Source organism: Corynebacterium sp. P3-F1 (genome assembly GCF_030503635.1).
In the GTDB taxonomy this organism is placed as follows: Bacteria; Actinomycetota; Actinomycetes; order Mycobacteriales; family Mycobacteriaceae; genus Corynebacterium.
This window is the reverse complement of sequence record NZ_CP129965.1, coordinates 150,992-165,794: the sequence shown is the minus strand read 5'-3', so window position 1 is coordinate 165,794 and position 14,803 is coordinate 150,992. Positions and strand designations below refer to the sequence as shown.

Genomic DNA, 14,803 nt, shown 5'->3' with positions numbered 1-14,803 from the left:
GTCATTTCCCCCAAAGGATCATCCACCGTGAAAAAGCATTCCGCACTCACTGCAGCCCTGCTCGCTGCTGGTGCCGTCGCCGTGGCCCCGGTCGCGGAGGCCGCACCGTCCAGCTTGTCCACCCCGTCCAGCGCGGACGATGCTTCCGTCGACGCACCTGTCGATCGCGACCTTGAAGGTGTCCGGTTCGATGTCGACGCCCCCGCTATTTCCACCTACGCGAGCGCGGTGGGCGACATGTTCAAGTGCGGCGGTTCCTTCGGCAAACTCTGGTGCTAGGAAATACTCTCCTCCACCCGCACGTCCACCTTCAACACCCTCCTTTTAGGAATCCATGAGCAGCGGTACCTCTCGGCCCATCCGGGTCTTCTTGGTCGACGATGACCCTCTGGTGCGCGACGTGCTCAACCGTTACCTCACCGCCGCCGGCGACATAGATGTCGTCGGCACCGCAGCAAGTGGCGCGGAAGCCCTCGAATGCATTGACACGGCATCCGTCGACCTCGTCCTGTCGGACGTGTACATGCCGGAGATGGATGGGGTGGCCCTCTTGGGGTACCTCAATGAACGTCCGCAAACCCCGGCGTTCCTGGCGATCACGTCGTTGGAAAACGACAAGAAGATGCTTGACATCCTGGCCCAAGGTGGCCGGGGATATATTTTGAAAAGCCAACCGCCGGAAGAAATCATCTTGTCGGTGCGCCAGGCTGTCACCGGCGGCACGGTCGTCTCCCCTGCCGCGATGACGAATCTGGTCCCCTATCTCTCCCCGGCTGATGAGCCAGCGGCACCCGCTACACCAGCGCGCACCTACCCCGACGGCATCACCGACGGTGAGAGCGATGTTTTGGAGCTCCTCTGCGAAGGGTTGAGCAATGCTGACATCGCACGCCGGTTGAACTACTCCGAGTCGACGGTGAAGAAGCACGTCTCACACCTGCTGACGCTCTACGGTGTCTCCTCGCGCCTCGACCTTGTCGTCACCGTGCTCAACGGTAAGTAGACGGCCGTCCGAGGCTCGTCCCACTCCCCATCTGCCACCAGCATTCCACTTTCGTTCTTTTCAGCAGGTGGCTCTGATGCTGCGGAATACGAAAGTCTCTGCCCTGCAAACTTAGGTTCAAAGAGGCTTGTTTTTCCTTGTAGGCACGCTGTGCGGGTCATAGGTTGATCCTCATCAGCGTCCGCTCGATCAACGACAACGATCACAGCCCGGGCAACTCTCCCCGGCGCACGCTGCCGAAGGATTCTTCCCGCCCCTTACAGAAAGGAACACCTGTCATGTCCCGATACAGCCGACGCGCTGCTGCAGCGGCGCTCGCAACACTGCTCACCGCCACCGCCGCAACTACCGGCACCGCCATTGCCGGCGCGCAGTCGCTCGAGGAGTCTGCACCGGAAACCCCGGCGACCAACAGCAACCTGCCGATCATCCACACCTACCGCGGCAGCGATCACCTGAAGGCGAATATCCTCAACCCGCGCCCGGTGTGCAACTCCACCGAGGACTACCGCACCGTCGTGTACAAGGTGACGGACAATTTCCTCCCGGTGGGCACCATCTCCACCACGAACCTGTCGGACAAGGAGATCCCACTTCAGCAAGATCTGTCCCGCACCCAGTCCATTTCGGCCAAGATCAACGGCTCTAAGACGGAAACCCTTACCCTTGGCGGCTCCGGTTCCAAGGACGGCATGCAGGGCAACATTGGCTACTCCATTGCCAAGTCCCTCGGATGGGAGGTCTCCGGGACCCTCAGCTGGACCGTCGGCCAGAAGATCGGCCCTTACCAGGTCCCTGCCGGCAACACCGGCGAAGCAACCTACGGTTTCCGCACCATCACCATGACCGGCACGCAGCAGCGCTGCAAGCCGAACGGCACCTGGGCGACCCCGACCGCATGGGTGGCCAACATGCCCGTTAAGAACGAGGTCCGCGTCAAGAACTACTCCTCCCCGGCAGATTCCTGGGCACCGAACAAGGGCGCACAGGTAACCAAGCCTGTCGAGAACCCGAACCCGGCGTACAACGAGGACGTCGAAAAGATGAATAGGGGCGAAACGCTTAACGACGTTGAAAAGGTCGCCGACTCCGACGCCGCAACCGTGACCAACAAGGAAATCGACCTGAGCGCCCCGAAGCCTGACAAGGCGGACGCAACGGTCGAGGCCGTTGATAAGACCGAAACCAAGAAGATAGACGACCAGGAACAAGCTGCTGGCAAGGAAAAACTGGACCTCGAGCCGTACTTCACCGTCTCCGGCGCGAAGGCCAAGGGATTCGCAGGTTCCGTCGCGCTGCGGGTGAAGAACACCGGCACCGACCGTTACTGGGGCGAGTTCCCGGCTGTGACTTTCCGCGTCGAGGTCCACACGGAGGACGGCCCCGAGGGCGTCGACCGCCTGATCACCACCACCAAGGCCAACGGTGCCCACATCCGTGACCTCGGATTCGACCACGACAAGGGCGTGCGCACCTTCGAGGTCACACTGTCCAACCCGGTCAACGCCGGCGACGATATCCTACTCGGCGCTTTCTCCTTCGGCGACGGCAAGACCAAGGAAGGACGTCTGACCAACTACATGACCGTCACCCAGACCGGCCGTCTCGCCGGCGACACCTCCACCGCGAACGACCAGAACGTTGATTCCCGCACGGCGACCGTCAACGACTTCGGCAAGCCGCACAACGGCCTGTTCTAAACGCTGCGTCCACCCGAGTAGCTGACCCGCCCTTCAACAGGGCGGGTTTTGTGTTGCGGTACAAGCGGAGCGCACGTAGATCCGAGATCAAATGAGGCGAAGTGTCTGACCAGCGCGGGGGCGGCTCAACCCCCTCCAGACACAGCAAAACGCCCCGCTGTCCCGGGGAAACCGGGAGCAACGGGGCGTCGATAAGCGAAAAGCTCTTAGGCGGCCTTCGGAGCGTTGACGTTCTCCGGCAGAGCGTTCTTTGCAACCTCGCAGATAGCGGAGAAGGCGGCGAAGTCGTTCACAGCCAAGTCCGCGAGGATCTTGCGGTCCACCTCGACCTCGGCGAGCTTCAGGCCGTGGATGAGGCGGTTGTAGGTGATGTCGTTCATGCGTGCAGCGGCGTTGATGCGCTGGATCCACAGCTTGCGGAACTCGGACTTGCGGGCGCGACGGTCGCGGTACGCGTAGGTCTGAGAGTGCAGCCACTGCTCCTTGGCCTTGCGGTACAGGCGGGAACGCTGGCCACGGTAGCCCTTCGCGGACTTGAGGATGGCGCGACGCTTCTTCTTGGCGTTAACTGAGCGCTTGACACGTGCCACAGTGATACTTCCTTACGTGTGAGAGTTGTAGTCGGTTATTTCTGGAGGCAGGTGCTCGATTAAGCCTTGCCGAGGAGACGCTTCGTGCGCTTGACGTCGCTCTTGGCCACGTCGGTGGTGCCGGAAAGCTTGCGGCGGCGCTTGGCCGACAGCTTCTCGTTCAGGTGACGTTTACCAGCCTGCTCGCGGCGCAGCTTGCCGGAGCCGGTGGCCTTGATGCGCTTGGCGGTGCCCTTGTGGGTCTTCTGCTTCATAGTGGCAAATCCTTTAGCGTTCTATCGTTTCGCGTGGCGCTGGGCCCTGCGGAACTCTACTTCTTACCTTTGCGAACAGGCCCAAGAACCATGGTCATGTTGCGGCCGTCCTGCTTCGGACGGGACTCGACCTGGCCAACCTCCTGGATGTCCTCGGCGAGGCGTTCCAACAGGCGGTACCCCAGCTCCGGACGCGACTGCTCGCGGCCGCGGAACATGATGGTCACCTTGACCTTGTTGCCCTTCTCCAAGAAACGCTCGACGTTGCTCTTCTTAGTCTGGTAGTCGTGCTCATCAATCTTCGGCCGGAACTTCTGCTCCTTGACCACCGTCTGTTGCTGGTTCTTACGGGACTCGCGGGCCTTCTGGGCCTGCTCGTACTTGTACTTGCCGTAATCCATGATCTTGCACACGGGCGGCTTGGCATTCGGAGCTACCTCGACCAGATCGAGGTCGGCTTCGTACGCGAGCTTGCGTGCGTCGTCGGTACGGACAATTCCAACCTGCTCGCCGGACGGGCCGACGAGACGAACTTCCGGAACGCGGATGCGTTCGTTGATCCGAGCTTCAGCGCTGATGAGAACTCCTAGAGGTGAGAAAGACGTGTGCTGTTCGCTACCGAATTGCACGTGCAGTGCTCCCCCACGACAAAACCCACGCGTATCATGCCTTTTTCGATATGAATAGCGTGGGAGTTCATCCTCATAACGGTAACAAACGCACACGTGTGCGCAGGCATACCGTTGTTTTGACCCTTAGCCTTCCGCGCGACGGCGGCATCAGGTGGGAGAAACTCCACTTGCACCCGCGCGCTTTGGGCGCGCCAGGCGGTAGTGCGCTACAGGTTAGCACTGACGGCCCCTCACGCAAAATCCCCCGCATTCATTTCGCGTCAAAATGGAACCGTAGCCTCCTAAGCCGCGGTCTAACAAGTGAATACGTTGCCGCGGGGAGACCCCATGAGCAGACACGACCAGCTCATTATGCGATCGAGACAGACACCCGCCGCATTGCGCACCTCAACCGCGCACGCGCAACAGCTTATCGACGAACTCTCCCACACCCTCGACCAACTCCCCGCCCCGCTCCATCTGACGCGGCCCCGGATCCTCTCCCCACCTCTCGCCCGGTGGCCCCCGAGTATGACCAGGTGCCGTTGTCTACCCCGGCACCGCAACCTTCGCCGCAGCCGACATCGCAGCTGCCTGCCGCCCCCAGACCTGGCTTGACACCAGAGCAGAAGGTCATCCGCGCGGCAGCGGTACTCGGATCGCTGATCACGTTCATCGGGGCGTGCTTCGGGGTCGCGTTGGCTATCCAGACTGGGTTGCTCGCTCCAGCTGGCCGCGCTGTGGGAGCATCGCTCTTCGCACTCGTGCTCCTGGGCGCCGGCTAGCGGGGCAGAATCTCGGCCAGGAACTGGCCGGTGAATGACCCCTCGACTGCGGCAACATCTTCAGGTGTGCCCTGCGCGACGACGGTGCCACCGCCGGAACCGCCCTCGGGGCCCATGTCGATGATCCAGTCGGCGCACTTGATCACATCGAGGTTGTGCTCGATGACAAGGACCGAGTTGCCCTTGTCCACCAGGCCGTTGAGAACGAGCATGAGCTTGCGGATGTCCTCAAAATGGAGGCCGGTGGTCGGTTCGTCGAGAATGTAGATCGTGCGGCCGTTGGAGCGCTTCTGCAGCTCCGCGGCGAGTTTCACGCGCTGCGCCTCGCCGCCGGAGAGAGTGGTGGCGGACTGGCCGAGACGGACGTAGCCGAGACCGACATCGCACAGGGTTTGCAGGTAGCGGTGGATGGATGTGATCGGCTCGAAGAACTCGGTCGCCTCGCTGATCGGCATGTCAAGGACCTCGGCGATGTTCTTGTCCTTGTAACGCACCTCGAGGGTTTCGCGGTTGTAGCGCGCGCCGCCGCACACCTCGCACGGGACGTAGACATCCGGCAGGAAGTTCATCTCGATCTTGATGGTGCCGTCGCCGCGGCAGGCCTCGCAGCGGCCGCCCTTGACGTTGAATGAGAAGCGCCCGGCCTTGTATCCGCGGACCTTCGCCTCCTGTGTCTCGGCGAACAGGGTGCGAATCTTATCGAAGACCCCGGTGTAGGTTGCCGGATTCGACCGCGGCGTGCGGCCAATCGGCGACTGGTCCACCTGCACGAGCTTGTCCAGGTGCTCGAGCCCCTCGACCTTTTTCACGCGGCCGGGCACCTGGCGGGCGCCGTTGAGGCTGTTCTGCAGCGTCTTCGCCAGAATCTGGTTGACCAGCGTCGACTTTCCGGAGCCGGACACGCCGGTCACAGCGGTGAGCACGCCAAGCGGAACGTTGACGGTGACGTTGTCCAGGTTGTTCTCGCGGGCGCCGACGATCTTCAGCATGCGCTGCTTGTCCACGGCGCGGCGCTGCTCCGGCACCTCGATCTTTTTCCGGCCGGACAGATAGTCGCCGGTCAGTGACCCTGTGGCCTCTTCGATCCCGGCGGGCTCTCCCTGGTAGACGATCTCCCCGCCGTATTCGCCGGCGAGAGGACCGACATCCACGAGCCAGTCGGAGGCGCGGATGGTGTCCTCGTCGTGCTCAACCACGACGAGGGTGTTGCCGATGTCGCGGAGCTTCTGCAGCGTCGAAATGAGTCGTTGGTTATCGCGCTGGTGCAGGCCGATCGACGGCTCGTCGAGCACGTAGAGCACACCGGCCAGACCGGAACCGATCTGGGTGGCCAGACGGATGCGCTGCGCTTCACCGCCGGACAGTGTTCCCGCAGAGCGGGCGAGGGTGAGGTAGTTCAACCCAACGTCGAGCAGGAAGTGCAGACGCGCCTGAATCTCACGCAGCACGGCACCGGCGATCATCTCTTCGCGGTACCCCAACACAAGGTGGTCCAGGTACTCCGACGCGTCCTCGATGGATAGCTCCGCTAGACCCGCGATGGATTTCTCGCCGTGGGTCGTCGAGTCCAGCCGCACTGCCAGGATCTCCGGCTTCAAGCGGGTCCCCTTGCATGTCGGGCACGCCACCTCGCGGGTGTAAGCGAGATAGCGCTCCTTCGCGTGCTCCGACTCGGACTGCTCGATCTTCCGGTTCAAATACCCTTTCACGCCCTCGAAGGAGGAGGTGAAAGAACGCTGCCGGCCGTAGCGGTTCTTGTAACGGACGGAAACCTTGGTGGACGAGCCATCGATAAGCGCCTTGCGGTGCTTGGCGCTCAAGGACGACAGCGGGGCGTTCGCGTCGAACCCCTCAGCTTTGGCTAGCGCGACGATGAGTTTCTCGAAGTACCCCTTGTTCGGCGACGAGTTCCACGGCTGGAACGCGTCGACGGCGGGCGCGTCGGGGTCGGGAATGACCAGGTCCTCGTCGATCTCCGAGCGGGTGCCCAGGCCGTCGCACGCCGGGCAGGCGCCGAACGGAGAGTTGAAGGAGAACGCGCGCGGCTCGTACTCCTCGACGCTGAGCTTGTGTCCGTTCGGGCACGCGGTCTTCTCTGAGAAGACCTCCACGCGCGCAGGGTCGTCCTGCTCGCGCTCGACCCAGTCGAAGGCGACCAGTCCGTCGGCGAGCTTCAGCGCCGTCTCCACAGAATCGGTGAGGCGCTGCTTTTGGCTCTCTTTCACCGTGAGGCGGTCCACGACGACGTCGATGTTGTGCTTGACCTGCTTTTCCAGCTTCGGCGGGTCAGACAGCTGGTATGTCTCTCCGTCGACAGTGACGCGCGCGTAGCCCTGTGCCGACAGGTCCGCGAAGAGGTCCACGAACTCGCCCTTACGCTTGCGCACGATGGGCGCAAGAACTTGGAACTTGGTCCGTTCGGGCTGCGCCATCACGCGGTCGACGATCTGCTGCGGGGTCTGGCGCTGGATCACCGCGTCGCACACCGGGCAGTGCGGGGTGCCGGCACGGGAGTACAGCAGACGCAGGTAGTCGTAGATCTCCGTGATCGTGCCCACGGTCGAGCGCGGGTTGCGGTTCGTCGACTTTTGGTCAATGGACACGGCTGGACTTAAGCCGTCGATGTACTCGACGTCAGGCTTGTCCATTTGACCGAGGAACATGCGCGCGTAGGAACTCAAGGATTCTACATAACGTCGCTGGCCCTCCGCGAAGATCGTGTCGAACGCCAGCGACGACTTACCGGAACCCGACAGACCCGTGAACACCACCATCTTGTCGCGCGGTAGCTCCACGTCGACGCCTTTGAGGTTGTGCTCGCGCGCCCCGCGCACCGTCAATTTCTCAGCCACGTTCATTCCTTCCCACGGCGATTCCTTCGAACAAACCTACCAACACATACCCAACTACTCTTGGGCGCTATGAATTCCCTCAAGCTCGACCACATTTCCGTGTCCAGCATGGACAACAACTGCTACCTGATCAGCTCCGGCGAGCAGGGCCTGCTTATCGACGCCGCCGCCGAGCCCGACGCCCTCCTTTCCCTGGCCGAATCCGCAGGGGTGCGCATCACCGACGTCCTGACCACGCACCGCCACTGGGACCACGTCGGCGCCCTGGAAGAGGTGCTGGAGCGCACCGGGGCCACCCACTGGGCATCCCACCTCGACGCCCCTGCCCTCCCGGTTGCGCCTGACGTCGAACTCAACGAGGGCGACACCTTGTCATTCGCCGGCCATGAGTTCCCCGTCCACATCCTGCGCGGCCATACCCCGGGCGGCGCCGCCATCGCCGCGGAGATCGACGGGGAGATCAATCTCTTCGTTGGCGACTCCCTGTTCCCCGGAGGAGTGGGCAAAACACACAGTGAGGGCGACTTCGTGCGCCTGTTCAACGATGTCAAGCAACGGCTTTTCGAGGTCTACTCCGACTCCGCCATCGTCCGACCCGGCCACGGCGACCCCACCACGCTCGGCACTGAACGCCCGAATTTGGACACGTGGTGGGAGCGCCGGTGGTGAAAATCCGTCTTTTCACTTACACGCACGGGCCACAACCGACGCACAATGTCTACAGTGGAAAGGGAACATCCGCTAATTGAGGTAAGGAATAAGAGAGTATGATCCGCAAACTTGCTCGTCCGATGCTCGCCTCTGTGTACATCGCAGATGGCGTTAACACGGTCAAGAACGCGTCCGAGCACGCGAACGATGCCGAGCGTGTCGTGAAGACCATTAAGTCCGTGCTGCCGAGCCAGTACGCCCAGTTCATTCCGTCCGACCCGGAGACTGTGGCCAAGATCAACGGCGGTGTGAAGATCGGTGCTGGCAGCACCTTCGCTCTGGGCAAGGCACCGCGTCTGTCCGCTAGTCTGCTCGCTGCCTCCACCGTGGGCACCCTGCTGGGCCGCAACGCCTTCTGGGACGCCAAGGACTCCAACGACAAGGCTCGCCGCCGCAACGGCGCGATGACCAACGTCGCTCTTCTCGGCGGTGTGCTGCTCGCCAGCGCCGACACCGAGGGCAAACCGGGCCTGGCATGGCGTGCGCAGGATGCCGCGAAGCGGGCCAACAAGAACATCCAGCAGGCTCTGCCGACCCAGTCCGAGACCGACAAGGCCAAGAAGAAGGCCGGCGAGTGGTTCCAGAACACCGCGGAGACTGTCTCCGAGCGCGCTCACGAGGTCGCCGACCAGGTGACCGATTACGTCGACGACAATAAGGACGACTGGAAGAAGACCGCTTCCAAGTTCGCCGACAAGGCAGCCGACCGCGCTTCCTCCTTCGCCGACGACGCCACCGACTGGGCCGAGGACACCTACAAGGACCTCAAGCCGGGCAAGATCGAACAGTACAAGACCAAGCGCAAGGTGAAGGGCCTCGTTGGCGATCTGCAGGACAACCTGCAGGACGGCATCGAGGGCATTCGCCCGTCCGAGTGGGAAAAATTCAAGGCTAAGCGCAAGGTCAATGGCGTGGTCAGCGACCTGCAGTCCAACCTGGACGACCTTGGCCCATCCGAGTGGGAGAAATTCAAGACCAAGCGAAAGGCGGACAAGGCGTCCTCCAAGGCCCAGGACAAGGCTCAGGACGCTATTGATTCCCTGCAGGACGCTTTTGAGAAGCTCGACGCTTCCCCGTCCTGGTGGCAGAAGCGCAAGTGGAAGAAAAAGGCTAAGAAGGCCGAGAAGAAAGCCAACAAGCTGGTGAAGAAGGCACAGAAGAAGCTGAAGTAAGCATTAAATTGGCTTTTTAGCTCCGACCTTCTCGTTCGGCCCCGCGGCAGGGAATATCCTCTGCCCCGGGGCCGTTCGTTTATGAGACCCGGTGTTCGGGCCCGTTGTTCGGAATTTCAGCAACGAAAACAGCAGCATCAGCGAGGTTAAACGCAGTTTCACCGGTGAAGGGAGCATCAAGGGTGGCAGTAGCGCCAGATAAGCTGGCAGACGAAGATCGCAGCGAAGAACAGCGCCGCAACGAGCAGGATCGGGACGAACAGCGCAGGGAAAACCAGCGTCGCGACGAGCAGCGCCACGTAGACACGCTCTTCGCCCACCTGGACCGGGAGGTCGAGGCTGCGAGCGAGCGCCTTGAGGAAGTTCAGCGCGCCGTCGACCCCGACAATCCGGACGCAGATGCATTGGTGCGTCGTGAGACCGAGTACCACGCCCTGAACGCCAAGCTGGACGACTTGAACATCGCCGAGACCGGCCTGGTGTTCGGCCGCATCGACATTGCCGATGCCGACCCGGAGAACCCGGTACCGGGACGCGGCGTCCTCGACCGCCGTTACATCGGTCGTATGGGGATGGACGACCGCGCGGATAATTACCGCACTCTCCTGCTCGACTGGCGCGCGCCGATGGCTCGCCCGTACTACTTGGCCACCACCGCACACCCGGAGGGTGTCGAGATTCGTCGCAACATTCGCATGAAGGGCCGCACCGTCTCAGCAGTCGACGATGAGGTGCTCTCGGGCCGCAACGGGCACGATTCCCACCTGGACGGCGCGCAGTCGGACGGCTCACAACTGTCGCGCATGAGCGACGTCGGCAGCGAGGCGGCGCTGCTCCGCGCCATGAATTCCCCGCGCACGGGACACATGCAGTCCATCGTGGAGACGATTCAGCGCGAGCAGGACGAGATCATCCGTGACCCTACCCGCGGCGTCCTCGTGGTCGGCGGCGGCCCGGGCACCGGCAAGACCGCCGTGGCTTTGCACCGCGTGGCGTACCTGCTGTACACCTGGCGCGACCAGCTTGCGCGGACCGGTGTCCTTGTTGTCGGGCCGAACCACACGTTCCTCGACTACATCTCTCGCGTCCTTCCGGAGCTCGGCGAGACGGGCGTGGTGTTGAGCACTGTTGGCGACCTCGTCCCCGGTGTCACGCCGCACGCCACGGAGTCGCTGCTCACGCGCGAGGTGAAGGGGTCCGAAGACATGGCGCTTATTCTCAAACGCGCCGTGCGAAACGTGCAGACGGTCCCCGAGGGCGACATCGCGCTGCGTATCGACGGCATCGACCTAGCGGTCACTCCCGCCATGGTCGCCGCAGCCCGGACCCGTGCGCGCCGCTCCCGCAAACCGCACAACGAGGCACGCCCGATCTTCGCCGACCAACTCACCCGGCTCATCGCCGAGGCTCTCGCCGAGCGAATCGGTGCCGACCCTCTCGGCGGAAAGAACCTTCTCTCGGAGGCAGACGTGGATCAGCTGCACGACGATCTGGCGGAAGAAGGGCAGGTTGAACGGATCGTCGATACGCATTTTCCGCAGCTCGACGCTCCTGCGGTGCTCGCTGACTTCCTGAGCGACGCCGACGCGATCGCCGCCGCCGCGCACGACTACGACGACATCACGCGCGACGCGCTCTTCCGCACCGACGGCTGGGCATTCACCGCGGCGGACACAGCGCTTATCGACGAGCTCTACACCCTCACCGGCGTCCCCACCCCCGCCGGCGAATCCGAGAAGGCTGACAAGCAGTGGCGGGAACTCGTCGCGGACGCCGAAGATGCCCTGGACATCCTCGCCTCATCCGCGAACACGGACACCGACGACGAATTCGAGGCCGAGGTGCTCTCCGCCCACGACATCATCGACGCCGAGACGTTGGCCAGCCGCCAGCGGGAGACCGACATCCGCTCCACCGCGGAACGCGCACGCGGAGACTTGAGCTGGGCCTACGGTCACGTGATCGTTGACGAGGCGCAGGAGCTCACTCCGATGGAGTGGCGCATGGTGTTCCGGCGCTGCCCGTCGCGGTGGATGACGCTCGTTGGCGATCCCGCGCAAACGTCCTCCCCGGCCGGTGTGGAGACGTGGGCCGATAGCTTGAGCCCGTTCGTCGGGGAGCGCTACCGCTTCCACGAGCTGACGGTCAACTACCGCACGCCCGCGGAAATCATGGAGTTCGCCGACGAGGTTCTCGCCGAGATTGACCCGGACGCGGAACCGGCGGTGACGGTGCGCTCCACCGGCGAGCCCGTGCGCCGCCTACCAGCACAAACGGACCCGGACCTCGTGCGCACGGAACTCGAAGCCAGTGGCGGACTCGCGGTAGTGGTCACGAAAGACAACGTCGGGGATGTCAAAGGTCTCGAGTTCGACCACGTCGTTGTTGTGGACCCCGATGCGATCGTCAACAGCTCGCCGCAGGGCTGGCAGGACCTTTACGTCGCCATCACCCGCGCCACGCAGACCCTGACGCTGATCGGATAGCTGCCCGGGCGGCAGTGCCTAGGCCACGGTGTGAACGATCATCACGTCGCAGTCGGACTGACGCGCGACATCAGCCGGCACCGAGCCGAGCAGGCGACCCGTCAGCGAGTTGATGCCGCGGTTGCCCACCACCAGCAGCTCGGCATTGTAATCCGTCACAATGCTCATCAGCGCCTCGACCGGCGTGCCTGGGCGCACAGCGGTCTCGACGTTCTCCACACCGGTCTCCTGCGCCCTCTCGACGGCAGAGGAGAGATTCGCACGGGCAGTCTCGTCACCCAGGATCGTGTTCGAGTCTTGGCGCAGCGTCGACGACACCTCATCCTCGGACTCGTAGTAGGCGCAGCCGATCACCAAAGTGGCACCGAACGCGTTGGTGAGTTCAGCCGCGCGCTCAACGGCCAGCAGGGAGGACGAGGATCCGTCCGTACCGACAACGACGGTGTTGTAGTTCTTTCCCATGATGCACCTTCCGTACTCGCTACTGGTGGCCAAACCCTCATTGATTCTTCAGGCCACTATATACCCGCTTCTTTCACACCGCGGAGCTCCTTGCGCAAGTCCGCGATCTCGTCCCTCAGACGCCCAGCCAGCTCGAATTTCAGATCTCGGGCGGCGGCGGTCATCTGGGTGGTCAGTTCGTCGATAAGCTTCTGGATCTCGTCGGACGCCATGGTCGACGTGTTCCTACCTTCGAGCATGGCTGTCGCGCCCTCGGCTGTTTCTGGCGCGTCCTCGTCGCTACGCTCGTAGACCTCGTCGAGGATGTCGGCAATCTTCTTTCGCAGCGGCTGCGGGTCAATGCCGTGCTCTTCGTTGTACGCGATCTGCTTCGCGCGGCGGCGCTCCGTCTCGTCGATGGCTTCCTGCATCGATTCGGTGATGTTGTCTCCGTACATGATCACCTCGCCGGAGACGTTGCGGGCGGCGCGGCCGATGGTCTGGATCAGTGACTTCGTCGACCGAAGGAAGCCTTCCTTGTCAGCATCGAGAATGGCCACGAGCGAGACCTCCGGCAAGTCGAGACCCTCGCGCAGCAGGTTGATTCCCACGAGAACGTCGAATTCACCCAAGCGGAGCTGGCGCAGCAGCTCGACGCGCTGAAGCGTATCGATGTCCGAGTGCAGGTAACGCACCCTGATCCCGTTATCCAGGAAGTAATCCGTGAGATCCTCCGCCATGCGCTTGGTCAATGTGGTCACTAGGACACGCTCGTCCTTCTCGGTGCGCTCGCGGATCTCGTGGATCAGGTCGTCGATCTGGCCCTTCGTCGGGCGGACCGACACCTTCGGGTCGACCAGGCCGGTCGGGCGAATGACCTGCTCGACGAATTCTCCCCCGGCAGCCTCGAGTTCGTAATCGCCCGGGGTCGCCGACATGTAGACGGTCTGGCCGACGCGATCCTCGAATTCGTCGAACGTCAGCGGACGGTTGTCCACGGCGGAGGGCAGGCGGAATCCGAATTCGACGAGGTTGCGCTTGCGCGACATGTCGCCCTCGTACATGCCGCCAATCTGTGGGACCGTCACGTGAGACTCATCGATGATCGTGAGGAAGTCCTCCGGGAAATAGTCGATGAGCGTCGCCGGCGCCGACCCGGCTGGACGACCGTCGATGTGCCGCGAATAGTTCTCGATGCCCGAACAGAAACCGACCTGCAGAATCATCTCAAGATCGTATTCAGTGCGCATACGCAGACGCTGGGCTTCAAGCAGCTTGCCACGGTTTTCCAGCTCTTCGAGCCGGTCCGCGAGCTCCAACTTGATCGCCTCGATGGCCTTCTCCATGCGCTCTTCCGTGGCCACATAGTGCGTCGCTGGGAAAATGCGCAGCTCGTCGCGCTGCTGGAGAACATCTCCGGTGAGCGGGTGAATGTAGTACAGCGAGTCCACCTCGTCGCCGAAGAATTCCACGCGCACCGCCACCTCCTCGTACGCCGGGATGATGTCGACAGTGTCGCCTTTCACACGGAACGTTCCGCGCTTGAAGTCGATGTCGTTGCGCTCGTATTGGACGTCGACAAGCAAGCGCAAAAAGCGGTCGCGCTCAACCTCCTCGCCGACGCGCAACAACAGCGAACGGTCGAGGTAGGACTGCGGCGTGCCCAATCCGTAAATGCACGACACCGAGGAAACAACCACGACATCTCGACGGCTGAGCAGCGCAGACGTCGCTGAGTGACGGAGTCGTTCCACGTCGTCGTTGATCGACGAGTCCTTCTCGATGTACGTGTCCGTCTGCGCGATGTACGCCTCCGGTTGGTAGTAGTCGTAGTACGACACGAAGTACTCGACGGCGTTGTTGGGAAGCAGCTCCCGCAGCTCGGTGGCTAGCTGCGCCGCCAGCGTTTTGTTCGGCGCCATGACCAGCGTGGGACGCTGCTGCTGCTCGATCAGCCACGCCGCAGTCGCCGACTTACCGGTACCCGTCGCACCCATGAGCACCACGTCCGGCTCCCCCGCCCGCAGCCGGCGGTCCAGCTCCGCAATCGCCTTCGGTTGGTCCCCCGACGGCTCGAACTCGGACTCGACGGTAAAGAGTTTCTCGGTGCGCTCCACCTCGCCCACCGGACGGAACTCGGAATGCGACAAAACAGGGTGCTCAGCAGCAAAAGCCATGCACGCCAGTGTATCCCGTGC

General features: G+C 62.8%; 13 protein-coding genes. 7 read left to right on the top strand and 6 right to left on the bottom strand.

Translation table 11 applies throughout. The annotated features are described in order from the left end of the window. The first annotated feature begins 27 nt into the window (after positions 1 to 27). The 3 genes from QYQ98_RS00760 (at position 28) to QYQ98_RS00750 (ending at position 2,703) form a co-directional block, all read left to right on the top strand. Positions 28 to 279, top strand: coding sequence for a hypothetical protein (locus QYQ98_RS00760; protein ID WP_302006875.1), 252 nt, complete (start codon positions 28 to 30; stop codon positions 277 to 279). 55 nt (positions 280 to 334) lie between these two features. Next, the gene (locus tag QYQ98_RS00755; protein WP_302006874.1) at positions 335 to 1,003 is read left to right on the top strand and encodes a response regulator transcription factor; all 669 of its coding nucleotides are present in this window, start codon (positions 335 to 337) and stop codon (positions 1,001 to 1,003) included. A 278-nt stretch (positions 1,004 to 1,281) separates the two neighbouring features. Beyond that, on the top strand, positions 1,282 to 2,703 hold the full coding sequence (locus QYQ98_RS00750) for a hypothetical protein (protein WP_302006873.1): 1,422 nt from the start codon (positions 1,282 to 1,284) through the stop codon (positions 2,701 to 2,703). 206 nt (positions 2,704 to 2,909) lie between these two features. Here QYQ98_RS00750 and rplT read toward each other — a convergent pair whose 3' ends face one another. Genes rplT through infC form a run of 3 tightly spaced genes read right to left on the bottom strand, consistent with a single transcriptional unit; the run spans position 2,910 to position 4,176 of the window. Beyond that, on the bottom strand, positions 2,910 to 3,293 hold the full coding sequence (gene rplT / locus QYQ98_RS00745; RefSeq protein WP_302006872.1) for a 50S ribosomal protein L20: 384 nt from the start codon (positions 3,291 to 3,293) through the stop codon (positions 2,910 to 2,912). 59 nt (positions 3,294 to 3,352) lie between these two features. Next, complete coding sequence (gene rpmI, locus QYQ98_RS00740) at positions 3,353 to 3,547, bottom strand: 50S ribosomal protein L35 (RefSeq protein WP_302006871.1); 195 nt, start codon at positions 3,545 to 3,547, stop codon at positions 3,353 to 3,355. A 56-nt stretch (positions 3,548 to 3,603) separates the two neighbouring features. Further along, positions 3,604 to 4,176: a translation initiation factor IF-3 gene (infC, locus tag QYQ98_RS00735; protein ID WP_302006870.1), complete on the bottom strand. Its 573-nt coding sequence runs from the start codon at positions 4,174 to 4,176 to the stop codon at positions 3,604 to 3,606. 596 nt (positions 4,177 to 4,772) lie between these two features. Between infC and QYQ98_RS00730 the strand changes: the two genes are divergently transcribed. Continuing rightward, a complete protein-coding gene (locus QYQ98_RS00730) occupies positions 4,773 to 4,943 on the top strand; it encodes a hypothetical protein (RefSeq protein ID WP_302006869.1) in 171 nt (56 codons plus the stop codon). On the opposite strand, the gene uvrA is transcribed toward QYQ98_RS00730, so the two are convergent. Then, positions 4,940 to 7,795: an excinuclease ABC subunit UvrA gene (gene uvrA / locus QYQ98_RS00725; RefSeq protein WP_302006868.1), complete on the bottom strand. Its 2,856-nt coding sequence runs from the start codon at positions 7,793 to 7,795 to the stop codon at positions 4,940 to 4,942. The genes QYQ98_RS00730 and uvrA overlap by 4 nt on opposite strands. A 69-nt stretch (positions 7,796 to 7,864) precedes the next feature. Here uvrA and QYQ98_RS00720 point away from each other — a divergent pair, with 69 nt between their 5' ends. From QYQ98_RS00720 to QYQ98_RS00710, 3 genes are all read left to right on the top strand, one after another. Then, complete coding sequence (locus QYQ98_RS00720) at positions 7,865 to 8,464, top strand: MBL fold metallo-hydrolase (RefSeq protein WP_302006867.1); 600 nt, start codon at positions 7,865 to 7,867, stop codon at positions 8,462 to 8,464. 98 nt (positions 8,465 to 8,562) lie between these two features. Continuing rightward, entirely contained in the window at positions 8,563 to 9,678 is a 1,116-nt protein-coding gene (locus tag QYQ98_RS00715; protein ID WP_302006866.1) for a DoxX family protein, read from the top strand. Between the two features lie 320 nt (positions 9,679 to 9,998). Further along, positions 9,999 to 12,164 carry an AAA family ATPase gene (locus tag QYQ98_RS00710; protein ID WP_302007778.1) on the top strand — a complete coding sequence of 722 codons (2,166 nt, stop codon included), beginning with the start codon at positions 9,999 to 10,001 and terminating at the stop codon, positions 12,162 to 12,164. Positions 12,165 to 12,182: 18 nt separating this feature from the next. On the opposite strand, the gene QYQ98_RS00705 is transcribed toward QYQ98_RS00710, so the two are convergent. Next, the gene (locus QYQ98_RS00705; RefSeq protein WP_302006865.1) at positions 12,183 to 12,626 is read right to left on the bottom strand and encodes a universal stress protein; all 444 of its coding nucleotides are present in this window, start codon (positions 12,624 to 12,626) and stop codon (positions 12,183 to 12,185) included. Positions 12,627 to 12,682: 56 nt separating this feature from the next. Then, positions 12,683 to 14,782 (bottom strand): excinuclease ABC subunit UvrB, encoded by a 2,100-nt coding sequence (uvrB, locus tag QYQ98_RS00700; protein WP_302006864.1) that lies wholly within the window; start codon positions 14,780 to 14,782, stop codon positions 12,683 to 12,685. Between the last annotated feature and the right edge of the window lie 21 nt (positions 14,783 to 14,803).

Coding starts and splice junctions, on each gene's coding strand:
- QYQ98_RS00755 (WP_302006874.1), top strand. CDS start 335: ATGAGCAGCGGTACCTCTCGGCCCATCCGGGTCTTCTTGGTCGACGAT.
- QYQ98_RS00750 (WP_302006873.1), top strand. CDS start 1,282: ATGTCCCGATACAGCCGACGCGCTGCTGCAGCGGCGCTCGCAACACTG.
- rpmI (WP_302006871.1), bottom strand. CDS start 3,547: ATGAAGCAGAAGACCCACAAGGGCACCGCCAAGCGCATCAAGGCCACC.
- QYQ98_RS00720 (WP_302006867.1), top strand. CDS start 7,865: ATGAATTCCCTCAAGCTCGACCACATTTCCGTGTCCAGCATGGACAAC.
- QYQ98_RS00715 (WP_302006866.1), top strand. CDS start 8,563: ATGATCCGCAAACTTGCTCGTCCGATGCTCGCCTCTGTGTACATCGCA.
- QYQ98_RS00705 (WP_302006865.1), bottom strand. CDS start 12,626: ATGGGAAAGAACTACAACACCGTCGTTGTCGGTACGGACGGATCCTCG.
- uvrB (WP_302006864.1), bottom strand. CDS start 14,782: ATGGCTTTTGCTGCTGAGCACCCTGTTTTGTCGCATTCCGAGTTCCGT.